The organism is Enterobacter sp. WCHEn090032 (assembly GCF_003986875.1).
GTDB lineage: Bacteria > Pseudomonadota > Gammaproteobacteria > Enterobacterales > Enterobacteriaceae > Enterobacter > Enterobacter sichuanensis.
This window is the reverse complement of the sequence record NZ_RXRN01000022.1, coordinates 34,346-47,688: the sequence shown is the minus strand read 5'-3', so window position 1 is coordinate 47,688 and position 13,343 is coordinate 34,346. Positions and strand designations below refer to the sequence as shown.

Below are 13,343 nucleotides of genomic sequence, written 5' to 3'. Positions count from 1 at the left end.
GCCCCCAGGCCCGGTAAGCGTAGCGCCACCGGGCAATAAATACCCCTTCATTTCCCGCAATGATCCAGCGTATAATCCCCGCCCTTTTGTCTATTTTTTCTTCGGAAGCATTATGAGCGCAATTTCCCTGATCCAGCCGGATCGTGACCTCTTCTCCTGGCCCCAGTACTGGGCGGCCTGCTTTGGACCGGCGCCGTTCCTGCCGATGTCCCGGGAAGAGATGGACCAACTGGGCTGGGACAGCTGCGATATCATTCTGGTCACGGGCGATGCCTACGTTGACCACCCGAGCTTCGGCATGGCCATCTGCGGCCGTATGCTTGAAGCGCAGGGCTTCCGCGTGGGGATCATCTCCCAGCCTGACTGGAACAGCAAAGACGACTTTATGCGTCTGGGTAAACCCAACCTGTTCTTCGGCGTGACTGCAGGCAACATGGACTCGATGATTAACCGCTATACCGCCGACCGTAAGCTGCGTCATGACGATGCCTACACCCCGGATAACGTAGCGGGTAAACGTCCAGACCGTGCCACGCTGGTCTATACCCAGCGCTGCAAAGAAGCCTGGAAAGACGTGCCGGTGATCCTGGGCGGCATCGAGGCGAGCCTGCGCCGCACCGCGCACTACGACTACTGGTCAGATACCGTGCGCCGCTCGGTGCTGGTGGATTCCAAAGCCGACATGCTGATTTACGGTAACGGTGAGCGTCCGCTGGTGGAAGTGGCGCACCGTCTGTCGCAGGGCGAGCCGGTGAGCAGCATCCGCGACGTGCGCAATACCGCGATCATGGTGAAAGAGGCGCTGCCGGGCTGGAGCGGGGTGGATTCCCGCATCATCGATATGCCGGGCAAAATCGACCCGATCCCCCACCCCTATGGTGAAGATCTGCCGTGTGCCGATAACAAGCCGGTAGAGCCAAAGAAGGCGGAGGCAAAGGCGATCGTCGTGCAGCCGCCGCGCCCGAAACCGTGGGAAAAAACCTATGTGCTGCTGCCGTCCTACGAGAAGGTGAAAGCCGACAAGGTGCTCTACGCGCACGCGTCCCGTATTCTGCACCATGAAACCAACCCGGGCTGTGCCCGCGCCCTGATGCAGAAGCACGGCGAGCGCTTTATCTGGATCAACCCGCCGGCGATCCCGCTCTCCACGGAAGAGATGGACAGCGTCTTCGCGCTGCCGTACAAGCGCGTGCCGCATCCGGCGTACGGCAACGCCCGTATCCCGGCGTATGAGATGATCCGCTTCTCGATCAACATCATGCGCGGCTGCTTCGGCGGGTGCTCCTTCTGCTCCATTACCGAGCACGAAGGACGTATTATTCAGAGCCGTTCTGAAGATTCGATCATCAATGAGATCGAAGCCATTCGCGACACCGTACCGGGCTTTACCGGCGTGATTTCCGACCTTGGCGGCCCAACCGCCAACATGTATATGCTGCGCTGTAAGTCGCCGCGCGCGGAGCAGACCTGTCGCCGCCTGTCGTGCGTCTATCCGGATATCTGTCAGCACATGGACACCAACCACGAGCCGACGATCAACCTCTACCGCCGCGCGCGTGATCTGAAAGGCATCAAGAAGATCCTGATCGCTTCCGGGGTACGTTACGATATCGCTGTGGAAGATCCGCGCTACATCAAAGAGCTGGCGACGCACCACGTGGGTGGCTATCTGAAGATTGCGCCGGAGCACACCGAAGAAGGCCCGCTGTCGAAGATGATGAAGCCGGGCATGGGCAGCTACGACCGCTTTAAAGAGCTGTTCGACACCTACTCGAAGCAGGCGGGCAAAGAGCAGTATCTGATCCCGTATTTCATCTCGGCGCACCCTGGCACGCGTGATGAGGACATGGTGAACCTGGCGCTGTGGCTTAAGCAGCGTCGCTTCCGTCTGGATCAGGTGCAGAACTTCTATCCTTCACCGCTCGCCAACTCGACGACCATGTATTACACCGGCAAAAACCCGCTGAGTAAGATTGGCTATAAGAGCGAAGAGGTGGTGGTGCCGAAAGGGGATAAACAGCGTCGTCTGCACAAAGCGCTGCTGCGTTATCACGATCCGAAAAACTGGCCGCTGATCCGCCAGGCGCTGGAAGAGATGGGCAAAAAGCACCTGATCGGCTCGCGCCGCGACTGCCTGGTGCCGGCGCCTACGCTTGAGGAGATGCGCGAAGCGCGTCGCCAGAACCGCAATACGCGCCCGGCGCTGACCAAGCACACGCCGATTGTGCATCAGCGTTCGAACGGTGGGGCGGGAACGAAGAAAAACGTAAAACGTAAGAGCGGCTAGACATATTGCCCGGTGGCGCTGCGCTTACCGGGCCTACAGTTCAGCGCGTAGGCCCGGTAAGGCGCAGACGCCACCCGGCTTTTTTCTGCATAAGGGCAGGAGGCCCAACATGAAAATAATGAAGTTAACGGGAGCGATGCTGATTGGCCTGACGTTAAGCGGTTGTGTAATGCACCGCCAGACACAGCCAGAAGTGGAAGGACGTCTTATCGACAGCGCAGGTAAGCCAGTCCCGGGCGCTAAAATAACATTAGAGAGGGAGCAAACGCTTTCTGACGACAACGGTCGTTTTGCTTTTCAGAGCCAGCATGAGTGGATCTTCTTTCTGCCAATAGGTCCGATGGACTGGATTTATCGCACTCCGCTCCAGATAAGTGTCAACGGAAAGGAATATGAAGCAGAAGCAGGCGGCGGTCTCGGCGGACCACATGAACTTGAAGGGAAAGCGTTTAACGTTATTTGCACCTTGCCTGACCTCCCCGGAGAAGCGAGATGTCAGTCCGGTTTATAGATTAAAACGAGCCCGGTGTAAGATCGGGCTCGTTTTAGGTATTACCCGCCAAACTGATCCGGATCCGGCCCTAAACGTTTCCCCTTATCCAGCTTCGCAATCTCACCCAGCTCATCTTTGTCCAGGCGGAAATCCCAGACGTCGAAGTTCTCGGCGATGCGCGATGGCGTGACCGATTTCGGGATCACCACCAGGCCGTTGTCCAGGTGCCAGCGAATGACAACCTGCGCCGGGGTTTTGCCGTATTTATCCGCCAGATCGCGGATAATTTTCTGGTCGAACACCCCCTCGCCGCCCTGAGCCAGCGGGCTCCAGGATTCGGTCTGGATTTTGTGCGTGGCGTTCCAGGCGTGAAGCTGGCGCTGCTGCATCAGCGGGTGCAGCTCGATCTGGTTAATCACCGGCGCGACGCCCGTTTCGTCTATCAGTCGCTGCAGGTGATGTACCTGGAAGTTACAGACGCCGATGCTTTTCACCAGCCCCGCTTTCTGCAGTTCAATCATCCCTTTCCAGGCGTCAACGTAATGGTCGATAGCCGGAACCGGCCAGTGCATCAGATACAGGTCGACGAAATCAAGCTGGAGTTTCTCCAGGCTCTCCTGCAGCGCTTCGCGCGGGCGCTTTTGATCGTCGTTCCAGAGTTTTGTGGTGATAAATAACTCATCGCGAGGGACACCGGCGCTGGCCAGAGCCTTACCCACGCCGTCCTCATTTTTATATGCGGCGGCGGTATCAATCGACCGATAGCCGACTTCCAGGGCCTTATGAATGGCGGAGACGACCTCGTCGTTACCGGCTTTCCATACACCTAGCCCCAACTGGGGCATCACGTTGCCGTCCTGCAGCTTGATTACGGTTTGGTTTGCCATTTTTCCTCCTTCAGGTGCGCATCGCCGGAGAGGGACCCCGGCGATGGGGTGTGCATTAAGTCTGGACGAAATGTCAAAAAACGAAAGTCGGAGGGACAAAAACGCTTAGCGTGCCGCCTCGTAGATACGACGGCTCACGTCCAGCGTAATGTCGCCGTGTTCGCCCAGATGGGTCATACCGTGTTCTTCCAGTTTCGCCAGCAGGGCAGGGATAGAGCTGCCATCCAGACCGTAGCCAGACAGACGCGTTGGCACGCCCAGCCCTTCAAAGAAGTTGCGGGTCGCGTCGATTGCCGCATCAATACGCGCATCGTCAGAGCCCTCGGTGAAGTTCCACACGCGCTCGGCGTACTGCAGCAGTTTGGCACGTTTGGTATCCCGCTTTTCGTTCCACAGCGCAGGCAGAACAACGGCCAGCGTTTGGGCGTGATCCAGGCCGTGCATCGCCGTCAGCTCGTGGCCCAGCATGTGGGTCGCCCAGTCCTGCGGCACGCCAGCCCCGATCAGGCCATTCAGCGCCTGCGTTGCAGCCCACATCACATTGGCACGCACGTCGTAGTTTTCCGGCTCTTTCAGCGCTTTCGGACCTTCTTCAATCAGCGTCAGCAGAATGCCTTCCGCGAAACGATCCTGAATTTTGGCGTTCACAGGGTAGGTGACGTACTGCTCAACGGTATGCACAAAGGCATCGACCACGCCATTCGCCACCTGACGCGCAGGCAGGGTGTAGGTGTAAACCGGATCCAGGATAGCGAACACCGGCTGAACGTGTTCGTTCATAAAGGCCTGTTTATCGCCAGTGGTTTTGCGGGAGATCACCGCGCCCTTGTTGGATTCAGAGCCGGTAGCCGGCAGAGTCAGCACCGAGCCCATCGGGATTGCGCTTTTAATGTCGCTGCCGCGGGTCTCCAGGATGTGCCACGGATCAACGCCGTCTGCGTAGTGGGCTGCCGCAGCGATAAATTTGGTGCCGTCCAGTACGGAGCCGCCGCCGACCGCCAGCAGGAAGGTGACCTTCTCGTCGCGGGCGATTTTCACCGCGTTCATCAGCGTTTCGTAAGAGGGGTTTGGCTCAATACCGCCAAACTCACGCACGTCCAGACCGTCCAGCGCGCTGTAAACCTGATCCAGCACGCCGGTTTTTTTCACGCTGCCGCCACCGTAGGTGACGAGGACGCGGGCGTCTGCCGGGATCTGCGCGCGCAGATCGGCGATAGCGTCTTTACCAAACAGAATGCGGGTTGGGGTGTGAAGATTAAAGTTGTTCATGGCTCGTTCCCTTTAGTGGGTGAATAATCGTGGTGGCGCAGAGGGCAACCTGATGCTGCACATTGTGGTCGCCTGCGGCTATCCTCTCAATGCACATTCCTGCCGATGTCTTGCCCATTTCTACAGAGCGCTGGAGAAAGCGCGGAAAACGACGCACACTGTCAACGTCGGAAACCGTACCCGGAGTAACGAAAAATGAACCGTGAGGCTATCTGTCAGCAGCTCACTGCGCAGATTAAGAGATTGATAGATAATGAAAACCGCGCCAGCGAACTGCTGCCGGATATTCGCCTGCTTTATGGCACCCAGCCCGGGACGCGTACGCCGGTGATGTACCAGCCGGGCATCGTTTTTCTCTTTTCTGGCCATAAAATTGGCTATATCAACGAGCGCGTCTTCCGTTACGACACCAATGAATATCTGCTGCTGACGGTACCTTTACCCTTTGAATGTGAAACCTTCGCGACAGAGGCGGTTCCGCTGGCGGGGATCCGCGTCAATGTCGATATCCTTCAGCTGCAGGAGTTGCTGATGGAGATTGGCGAAGACGAACTCTTCCAGCCGTCAATGGCGTCGAGCGGCATTAACTCTGCGACGTTATCGGAAGAGATCCTCTGCGCCATTGAGCGTCTGCTGGACGTGATGGAGAGGCCGCTGGATGCGCGCATTCTCGGCAAACAGATCATCCGCGAAATTCTTTACCACGTACTGCTGGGACCCGGCGGTGGGGCATTGCTCGCCCTGGTGAGCCGACAGACCCACTTCAGTCTGATAAGCCGCGTGCTCAAGCGTATTGAGAGCCAGTACACCGAAAACCTGAGCGTTGACCAGCTCGCCGCGGAGGCGAACATGAGCGTCTCGGCGTTTCACCACAACTTTAAATCGGTGACCAGCACCTCGCCGCTGCAGTACCTCAAAACCTACCGGCTGCATAAGGCGCGGATGCTGATGATCCACGATGGCATGAAGGCCAGTGCGGCGGCAATGCGGGTAGGCTATGAAAGCGCGTCACAGTTCAGTCGGGAATTTAAACGCTACTTCGGCGTCACGCCGGGAGAAGATGCGTCACGTATAAGAACCATGCAGGGAGCTTAGGCTTTTTTCCCTCTCCCCTATGGGGAGAGGGTCAGGGTGAGGAGATCAGGCGCTGCAGTACTTCTTCTTAATCACTACCGCAATAGTCCCTACCAGTCCCGCCACCAGCAGGAACATCGGCAGTACCATCAGGAAGGTCATCACCTGGTCTTCATGGTGTTTCACAAACGGGATCATATTCAGCGCGTAACCGAGCGTAGTGACCACGCCGACCCACAGCAGAGCGCTCAGCCAGTTAAAGAACTGGAAGCGGCGGTTCGACAGACCGGAAATGCCCGCCATGGTAGGCAGAAGGGTGCGAACAAACGCCAGGAAACGCCCGGCCAGCAACGCCAGCAGACCGTGCCGATCGAACATGCAGGTGGCACGCTGATGATATTTATGCGGTAACTGCGCCAGCCAGCTTTTAACGACGCGTGTATTCCCCAGCCAGCGGCCCTGCAGATAGCTCAGCCAGCAGCCCAGGCTCGCGGCGGAGGTGAGAATGACCATGGTTGGCGTGAAGTCCATAACGCCTTTGCCGATTAACGCCCCGGCAAGTAAAAGCAGGCTGTCACCGGGTAAAAATGAGGCTGGCAGTAGTCCATTTTCCAGGAACAGCGTTGCGAACATCACGAAATAGACGATACCGACGACGTGAGGATCCGCCAGCGCGGCAAAGTCGTGTTGCCAGAGCGCCGCGATAATATCTTGAATAACAGCCATGGACTTTCCTGTGGAACAGCAGATATAACGCTATTGTACTCCCTTATTCGCCCGTCGGGTTTGATCGCGGGCGCATCTCATGCAGACTTTTCTGGTTGCAGTGTCCACAAAAGCGTCCAGGGAGTACATTTTCAGCCAGCACTTTACACGATACGCTCGAACCCTGCTGCTAAATCGGCAATTAAATCGTCCACATTTTCTAAACCGATGTGCAGTCGGATCAGGGTACCGCTGAAGTCCACTTCGCCGCCGGGACGCAGCGCCGCAATCTGTTCCGGCTGGTTAGGCAGGATCAGGGACTCAAATCCGCCCCAGGAGTAGGCCATGCTGAAGAGGGTAAAGTTATCCAGATAATTTGCCAGCTCGTCATGGGTCAGGCGTTTTTTCAGAACGAACGAGAACAAACCGCTGCTGCCCGTAAAGTCACGTTGCCAGAATTCATGTCCCTTACTGCCCGGTAGCGCCGGATGATTAACGCGCTCAACCTGCGGGTGCTGTGCCAGCCATTCGGCCACTTTCAGGCTGCTTTCATGGTGTTGACGCAGACGAACCCCCAGCGTGCGAATACCGCGGCTGGTCATATAGGCCGTGTCTGCATCCACCATCTGCCCCATCAGGTAGGCATTTTCACGCAGTTGCTCCCAGCAGCGGGCGTTAGAGACCGCCGTGCCAATCATGCCGTCAGAGTGGCCAATCAGGTACTTGGTTGCCGCCTGAATCGAGATATCAATGTCGAATTCCAGCGCCTTAAACAGCACACCAGCCGCCCAGGTGTTGTCGATCATGATAATTGCCTCTGGCGCTTTACTGCGCACGGCTTTCACAATGGCCGGCACGTCGTGTACTTCCATGGTGAGCGATCCTGGCGATTCCAGAAACACAATGCGCGTGTTTGGCTGAATAAGCTCGGCGATGTCTTCGCCAATCAGCGGATCGAACCAGCCGGTGGTGACGCCGAGCTTGCTGAGGATTTTGGTGCAGAAGTCCTGGCTGGGTTCATAGGCGGTGTTGGTCATCAGGATATGGTCGCCCTGTTCCACAAAAGCCAGAATGGTATTGGCGACCGCCGCGGCGCCGCACGGGAACAGCGCGCAGCCCGCACCGCCTTCCAGCTCACACATCGCTTCCTGCAGAGAAAAATGGGTTAGCGTGCCACGACGGCCATAAAACAGCCCGCCTTTCGCGCGGTTACGCGTGGCGTTTTTTTTCTCCTCCACGGTATCAAACACCAGTGAGGAGGCGCGTTGAATCACGCTGTTGACCGAGCCCTGGGTATATTTCTTGCTGCGTCCTGCCTGTACCAGCGTGGTATCAAGATGCTTCTTAGTCATGTTCGCTAACCCTGTTTTTATACGTCTGGACGTCCAGACTACCACGATTGTAAAAATCTGCACCCTGAGGCTTATCGAATAAGCAGAAAATATTAGCAAAAAACCGCATAAGAAATTTTTACTGCGTAAGCGCAAAGAAAGTGAGCAAAAATTGCGGCACTATGTAAATAGTAATGAGAACGACTATCAATTCGACGACGTTTTGATATTATTATGCTCAGATTTTGTGATTTGCGTCCTGGAGATACAGAGTGGGTAATAATTTGATGCAGACGGATCTCTCCGTTTGGGGCATGTATCAACATGCTGACATCGTGGTTAAGATTGTGATGATCGGCCTGATTCTGGCGTCCGTGATCACGTGGGCTATCTTCTTTAGCAAGAGCGCCGAACTCATTTCTCAGAAGCGTCGCCTCAAGCGGGAGCAGCTGCAGTTAGCCGAAGCCCGCTCGCTGGATCAGGCTTCTGACATGACCTCATCCTTCCACGCGAAAAGCCTGACCACCCTGTTAGTTAACGAAGCGCAAAACGAGCTGGAACTCTCCGCTGGCAGTGAAGATAACGAAGGCATCAAAGAGCGTACCGGCTTCCGTCTGGAGCGTCGCGTTGCGGCCGTTGGCCGACATATGGGACGTGGTAACGGGTATCTGGCGACGATCGGCGCAATTTCGCCGTTCATCGGTCTTTTCGGTACGGTCTGGGGCATCATGAACAGCTTCATCGGTATCGCCCAGACCCAAACCACCAACCTGGCGGTGGTGGCACCGGGTATCGCGGAAGCGCTGCTGGCGACGGCTATCGGTCTGGTAGCGGCCATCCCGGCGGTGGTTATCTACAACATCTTCGCACGGATGATTGGCAGCTACAAAGCCACGCTTGGTGATGTTGCCGCGCAGGTTCTGCTGCTGCAAAGCCGCGATCTCGACCTCAATGCCAGCTCGGTTAAGCCGGTGCATGCGGCGTCCAAACTGCGCGTAGGTTAATGCGATGGCGATGCGTCTAAACGAAAACCTGGACGATAACGGCGAAATGCATGAAATCAACGTGACGCCGTTTATCGACGTCATGCTGGTTCTGCTGATTATCTTCATGGTGGCTGCGCCGCTGGCGACGGTTGACGTGAAGGTCAATCTGCCGGCCTCTTCCAGCCAGCCACAGCCGCGTCCGGAGAAGCCTGTTTATCTGTCCGTGAAGGCGGATAAATCGATGTTCCTCGGTAACGACCCGGTAACGACTGACTCTGTCATCCCGGCGCTGGAGCAGCTTACCGGCGGTAAGAAAGACACCACGGTCTTCTTCAGGGCGGATAAAACCGTTGATTACGAAACCATGATGAAGGTAATGGACACGCTGCATCAGGCGGGTTACCTGAAGATTGGACTGGTCGGCGAAGAAAAAGCGGCTAAAAAATAAAATAAAAGCTGGCGAAAGCCGGCTTTTTTGTTTTCTCTAAGGCCAAATCGTTATTATTTTCTGCCGTATTTCCCCACACATCATATTTATTTATCAATAAAGCCATCATTAATAATCTCTTGATTGTTAAGCAAATATCAATATTCGGCTGCGTCATTTAACGCTATCTTTTGTTGTACTGGCGTCGCGCAATATCCCCGCTACGCTTAAAAAAGATAATAAAAACAGACCTTCTTCGAAGGATCTTTTTCACCTGCACAGCAAGAGACTCCGTATGCCTACGATGACATGGCTCTATCCGCACGCGCATCAAAACGATCTGATTTCCCTTTCTTCTATACGCCGCCGCGCCGACAGACTAATACTGATGCTCATCTGGTCACTCTGGGGCATCTCACTGGCCGTGGGCTATCTCAATGAGAATGTGGTGCAGGGCGCCATCGTGGCGACTGCGCTGGCGTGTTTATCGTCGGTGCTCACACTGCTGTTTCCCGGCGCGCTGCTGCTTCGTCTGAGCTCGGCGTTTGTGCTGATGGCCTTTTCCGCGCTGCTGATCCATCTGGGGCATGGGGAAACCGAATATCACTTCTCTGTTTTCGTCCTCCTCTCCGCGCTGCTTGCCTGGCGCGACTGGCGACCGCTGTTGATGGGGGCTGCGGTCATCGCTATACACCATCTGGTCTTTAACTATTTGCAGGAGCACGACCTGTATGGCGTGGTGGTGTTTATGCACACCGGTTTTCATATGGTGGTTTTTCACGCCCTGTTTGTGGTAGTCCAGACGGCGATCCTGATCCTGCTGGCGGTGCGCATGGAGCAGGACGCCCGCTCGGCGAGTGAGGTGGCCGCACTCGCCGGGGTCATTAACCGCGAGCCGGGTTATCTGACGCTCGCCGTCGATGCCGCACCCGCCGGGTCGCCCTTCGCCCGTACCTTTAGCCTGACGCTGGGCACCATGCGCGCCACGCTTGAGCAGGTCAGCGCCAATATTGGCCTACTGCTGGAGGCCTCCCGCACATTAGGCCAGCGTAACAGTGCGCTGTCAGAGCGTACCGATCACCAGGCAAACTCGCTGGCAACGGCGGCCAGCGCGATGGAACAGCTACGGGCTGTCGCCACCCTGACCAGTGAAAAAGCCAGCCAGGTCAGAGAGGTGGCATTCAGCACCAGCCACGTGGCGGAGCAGGGGGGAAATAACGTACGGCAGGCGATGGCGGCAATGGAGCAGATTCGCGAGGAGTCGCAGCGTATTTACGCCATTCTGGAACTGATCGACGGCATTGCCTTCCAGACCAATATTTTGTCGCTTAACGCCTCGGTCGAGGCTGCCAGAGCGGGCGAGCATGGCAAAGGTTTCGCGGTGGTCGCCTCCGAAGTGCGCGTCCTGGCGCAACGTAGCGAGGAGGCCGCAAAAGAGATCCGCCAGCTGCTGACGGCGGCGCAGGCGACCACCCAGCACGGGGTCGAGCAGGTTGAGCACGCGGGTCTAACGATGAAGTCGATCATTGAGAGTATCGAAGGGCTTCGCTCTTTGCTGGAAGAGCTCTCACAGATGAGTGAGCAGCAGCGGGCGAGCATCGCACAAATGAACGACAGCATTGCCAGCATTGATGCCAGCGTACAGGAGAATGTGCGCCACGTTGCGCAGACCCTGCAGGTGGCTGAAGCACAGCGGCAGCAGACAAGTCAGTTAAAAGAGGCGATTGCCGTATTCAGATTTAATTAGCGTGGAGGTTCGGTGGGGGCGCTGCTGCCAGACGCCAGCGCGTCCTCATCAAGCGCAACGCAGGTCACGTTTGAGGTGCGGTACTCGCCGTCTGCCAGTTTGCGCGTCAGGCGCAGGGTGGCGATTTCTCTGGCAAGCAGATACTGATAGTTGGCTTCAAGGCGTCCAAGAAGCTTCTCTTTGAGCTCCGGTCGCTGTTCGATAATGGCATTCATCACTGCACCGTAAATCTCTTCCTTTACCTGTAACGGATAAATATCGCGCCGGTTCTGCCATTTCAGTCGAACCAGTGCTGCCGGGATCGAGACCAGGTCTTGCGTAATACGTGTCATCTCGTCATTTTTTGATTTTCTCAGTGCATCGAGATTTTGCTTTAAGATAAATTCATCACTTTTTTTATCATCTAAAGTCAAATAAACGTCATTGTTCTTAATTTCTTTCACGTTAATCTTCCCCCAGGGTATAAAAAATAGGGTTGTTTTTTTCGCGTGTAATTAGATTAAGCCAAATTTCATTGCCCGCTTCATTAATTGCTTTGGTTTTTTCGGCCATTATCTGGCTTAATTTTTGGGCATCTATTTCACCTTCGGCCTGCAGGTCATTCAGCAGATGGACGAAGGCTTCAATTTTCATGGCACGAAATAAGCGGTCTTTTATATGGCGATCGTGCTCTTCCAGCAACATATTACGGGATTTGCCGCTGTCGGAAACACCAATTAATATATCAGGCTCGAAATCAGAGAGCTTTCTTTTCCCCTGAGTGAAACTGGCCTCTTTTTCTGCTTCCATCGGTTGCTGTTCCACAGGCGTAATGTGGTACTTAGCCGGGACGAGATAGTCGGGCAGCATTTTTAATTTCCTTTAATTTCAACAGGGTGGGGTTGGTAAAGGCGTGAGATTCGTTGACAATATCATGAGGCAAATTTAAAATCAAAAAAAATGGAGCCAACCCATGAACAGCATCTTTTTTACGGTCATCACATTACTATTACTGACCGCTGGTGTTCTTTTATTGATGCAGGAGTTCAATAAAACGAAAGTGTCGAACGACACCAGTGAACCCCCGCAACCGGAACGCATGACAAAAGAGGAAGGTGAAGACCATTTCTCTGTTTTGATGAACTCCGTTACGCCTGTCTGGTACTGGCGGGTCAACCATGAATATATCGATTTTTTACACGCAACAATTAAGCGTATGAAAATGTCGGAAATTAATGACACGCCCGGACTGTTTGAGGCTCAGCGTCGCTGTAGCGACCTCAATTCAGCCGTGTATAAATATTACGACAATATCAAAAAGCGCTGCCTTAACGGTGAGAAGGTCTCTTATTCCGATCTGGACGTATTAAATTTGCGCCAGTGTTTTCGTGAGTTCAGTCTGGAAGCCTACCCGGAGCTGGTGGCGCTGGTCTGGCCGGAATATGCCCGTCCTGAGGTTAACCCCGACAACGTCTGAGTGACGTTCTGGTTAGCTATTGCAAACAGTCAGCGCCGTTGAGCTATACTGGGCGCTGGTTTCTTTTGCAAACAGGACTTTATGGAACGCTTTTTTGAAAACGCCATGTACGCCTCTCGCTGGATACTGGCCCCCGTCTATTTTGGCCTTTCGCTGGCCCTTATCGCGCTGACGATTAAGTTCTTTCAGGAAATCCTGCATGTTCTGCCGAACATTTTTTCCATCGCCGAAGCAGATTTAATTCTGGTTCTGCTGTCGCTGGTGGACATGACGCTGGTGGGTGGACTGCTGGTGATGGTGATGTTCTCCGGCTATGAAAATTTCGTCTCTCAGCTGGATATCGATGAGCGAAAAGAAAAACTGAACTGGCTGGGCAAAATGGATGCCTCGTCGTTGAAGAATAAAGTGGCCGCCTCGATTGTGGCGATCTCCTCTATCCACTTGTTACGCGTGTTTATGGACGCAAAGAACGTGCCGGATAACAAACTGATGTGGTATGTGATTATCCATCTGACGTTTGTACTGTCGGCGTTTGTGATGGGGTATCTGGATAAGATCAGTAAGAAGTAAAATTCACCTTCCCCCTCACCCCGCCCTCTCCCCAAAGGGGAGAGGGAGAAAGGCCGCACCGAGCAGTCCCCTCGCCACTTTGGGGAGAGGGTTAGGGTGAGGGGGGGGGAA

At 55.1% G+C, this 13,343-nt stretch carries 14 protein-coding genes; 8 read left to right on the top strand and 6 right to left on the bottom strand.

Annotated features, from left to right (window positions below; genetic code table 11):
* Positions 1-112: 112 nt before the first annotated feature.
* A complete protein-coding gene (locus tag EKN83_RS17390) occupies positions 113-2,287 on the top strand; it encodes a YgiQ family radical SAM protein (protein WP_045285898.1) in 2,175 nt (724 codons plus the stop codon).
* Between the two features lie 109 nt (positions 2,288-2,396).
* A complete protein-coding gene (locus EKN83_RS17385) occupies positions 2,397-2,798 on the top strand; it encodes a carboxypeptidase-like regulatory domain-containing protein (RefSeq protein ID WP_045285897.1) in 402 nt (133 codons plus the stop codon).
* 41 nt (positions 2,799-2,839) lie between these two features.
* Here EKN83_RS17385 and dkgA read toward each other — a convergent pair whose 3' ends face one another.
* Positions 2,840-3,667 carry a 2,5-didehydrogluconate reductase DkgA gene (dkgA, locus tag EKN83_RS17380; RefSeq protein ID WP_025758482.1) on the bottom strand — a complete coding sequence of 276 codons (828 nt, stop codon included), beginning with the start codon at positions 3,665-3,667 and terminating at the stop codon, positions 2,840-2,842.
* Positions 3,668-3,772: 105 nt separating this feature from the next.
* On the bottom strand, positions 3,773-4,936 hold the full coding sequence (gene yqhD, locus EKN83_RS17375; protein WP_126801364.1) for an alcohol dehydrogenase: 1,164 nt from the start codon (positions 4,934-4,936) through the stop codon (positions 3,773-3,775).
* Positions 4,937-5,131: 195 nt separating this feature from the next.
* Between yqhD and EKN83_RS17370 the strand changes: the two genes are divergently transcribed.
* Positions 5,132-6,031, top strand: coding sequence for an AraC family transcriptional regulator (locus tag EKN83_RS17370; protein WP_021242116.1), 900 nt, complete (start codon positions 5,132-5,134; stop codon positions 6,029-6,031).
* 45 nt (positions 6,032-6,076) lie between these two features.
* Here EKN83_RS17370 and yghB read toward each other — a convergent pair whose 3' ends face one another.
* Positions 6,077-6,736, bottom strand: coding sequence for a DedA family general envelope maintenance protein YghB (gene yghB, locus EKN83_RS17365; protein WP_025758479.1), 660 nt, complete (start codon positions 6,734-6,736; stop codon positions 6,077-6,079).
* Between the two features lie 143 nt (positions 6,737-6,879).
* Positions 6,880-8,067: a cystathionine beta-lyase gene (metC, locus tag EKN83_RS17360; protein WP_126801363.1), complete on the bottom strand. Its 1,188-nt coding sequence runs from the start codon at positions 8,065-8,067 to the stop codon at positions 6,880-6,882.
* Positions 8,068-8,318: 251 nt separating this feature from the next.
* On the opposite strand from metC, the gene exbB reads away from it, so the two are divergent.
* The 3 genes from exbB (at position 8,319) to EKN83_RS17345 (ending at position 11,206) form a co-directional block, all read left to right on the top strand.
* The gene (gene exbB / locus EKN83_RS17355) at positions 8,319-9,050 is read left to right on the top strand and encodes a tol-pal system-associated acyl-CoA thioesterase (protein WP_025758477.1); all 732 of its coding nucleotides are present in this window, start codon (positions 8,319-8,321) and stop codon (positions 9,048-9,050) included.
* A 4-nt stretch (positions 9,051-9,054) separates the two neighbouring features.
* Positions 9,055-9,480, top strand: coding sequence for a TonB system transport protein ExbD (exbD, locus tag EKN83_RS17350; protein ID WP_025758475.1), 426 nt, complete (start codon positions 9,055-9,057; stop codon positions 9,478-9,480).
* 274 nt (positions 9,481-9,754) lie between these two features.
* Entirely contained in the window at positions 9,755-11,206 is a 1,452-nt protein-coding gene (locus EKN83_RS17345; protein WP_126801362.1) for a methyl-accepting chemotaxis protein, read from the top strand.
* On the opposite strand, the gene EKN83_RS17340 is transcribed toward EKN83_RS17345, so the two are convergent.
* Positions 11,203-11,649, bottom strand: a complete 447-nt coding sequence (locus tag EKN83_RS17340; protein WP_045285891.1) for a hypothetical protein — start codon at positions 11,647-11,649, stop codon at positions 11,203-11,205. The two genes, EKN83_RS17345 and EKN83_RS17340, sit on opposite strands and share 4 nt — an antisense overlap.
* A 1-nt stretch (position 11,650) precedes the next feature.
* The gene (locus tag EKN83_RS17335; RefSeq protein WP_025758471.1) at positions 11,651-12,055 is read right to left on the bottom strand and encodes a hypothetical protein; all 405 of its coding nucleotides are present in this window, start codon (positions 12,053-12,055) and stop codon (positions 11,651-11,653) included.
* A 103-nt stretch (positions 12,056-12,158) separates the two neighbouring features.
* On the opposite strand from EKN83_RS17335, the gene EKN83_RS17330 reads away from it, so the two are divergent.
* A complete protein-coding gene (locus tag EKN83_RS17330; protein WP_025758470.1) occupies positions 12,159-12,662 on the top strand; it encodes an ESA_00282 family adhesion-associated protein in 504 nt (167 codons plus the stop codon).
* 81 nt (positions 12,663-12,743) lie between these two features.
* A complete protein-coding gene (locus EKN83_RS17325; RefSeq protein ID WP_014171606.1) occupies positions 12,744-13,232 on the top strand; it encodes a TIGR00645 family protein in 489 nt (162 codons plus the stop codon).
* Positions 13,233-13,343 lie beyond the last annotated feature (111 nt).

Excerpts from the sequence above, each read along its gene's own strand:
- yqhD (WP_126801364.1), bottom strand. The coding sequence starts at position 4,936 with ATGAACAACTTTAATCTTCACACCCCAACCCGCATTCTGTTTGGTAAA.
- exbD (WP_025758475.1), top strand. The coding sequence starts at position 9,055 with ATGGCGATGCGTCTAAACGAAAACCTGGACGATAACGGCGAAATGCAT.
- yghB (WP_025758479.1), bottom strand. The coding sequence starts at position 6,736 with ATGGCTGTTATTCAAGATATTATCGCGGCGCTCTGGCAACACGACTTT.
- EKN83_RS17330 (WP_025758470.1), top strand. The coding sequence starts at position 12,159 with ATGAACAGCATCTTTTTTACGGTCATCACATTACTATTACTGACCGCT.
- EKN83_RS17370 (WP_021242116.1), top strand. The coding sequence starts at position 5,132 with ATGAACCGTGAGGCTATCTGTCAGCAGCTCACTGCGCAGATTAAGAGA.
- EKN83_RS17385 (WP_045285897.1), top strand. The coding sequence starts at position 2,397 with ATGAAAATAATGAAGTTAACGGGAGCGATGCTGATTGGCCTGACGTTA.
- EKN83_RS17390 (WP_045285898.1), top strand. The coding sequence starts at position 113 with ATGAGCGCAATTTCCCTGATCCAGCCGGATCGTGACCTCTTCTCCTGG.
- dkgA (WP_025758482.1), bottom strand. The coding sequence starts at position 3,667 with ATGGCAAACCAAACCGTAATCAAGCTGCAGGACGGCAACGTGATGCCC.
- EKN83_RS17345 (WP_126801362.1), top strand. The coding sequence starts at position 9,755 with ATGCCTACGATGACATGGCTCTATCCGCACGCGCATCAAAACGATCTG.
- EKN83_RS17335 (WP_025758471.1), bottom strand. The coding sequence starts at position 12,055 with ATGCTGCCCGACTATCTCGTCCCGGCTAAGTACCACATTACGCCTGTG.
- metC (WP_126801363.1), bottom strand. The coding sequence starts at position 8,067 with ATGACTAAGAAGCATCTTGATACCACGCTGGTACAGGCAGGACGCAGC.
- EKN83_RS17325 (WP_014171606.1), top strand. The coding sequence starts at position 12,744 with ATGGAACGCTTTTTTGAAAACGCCATGTACGCCTCTCGCTGGATACTG.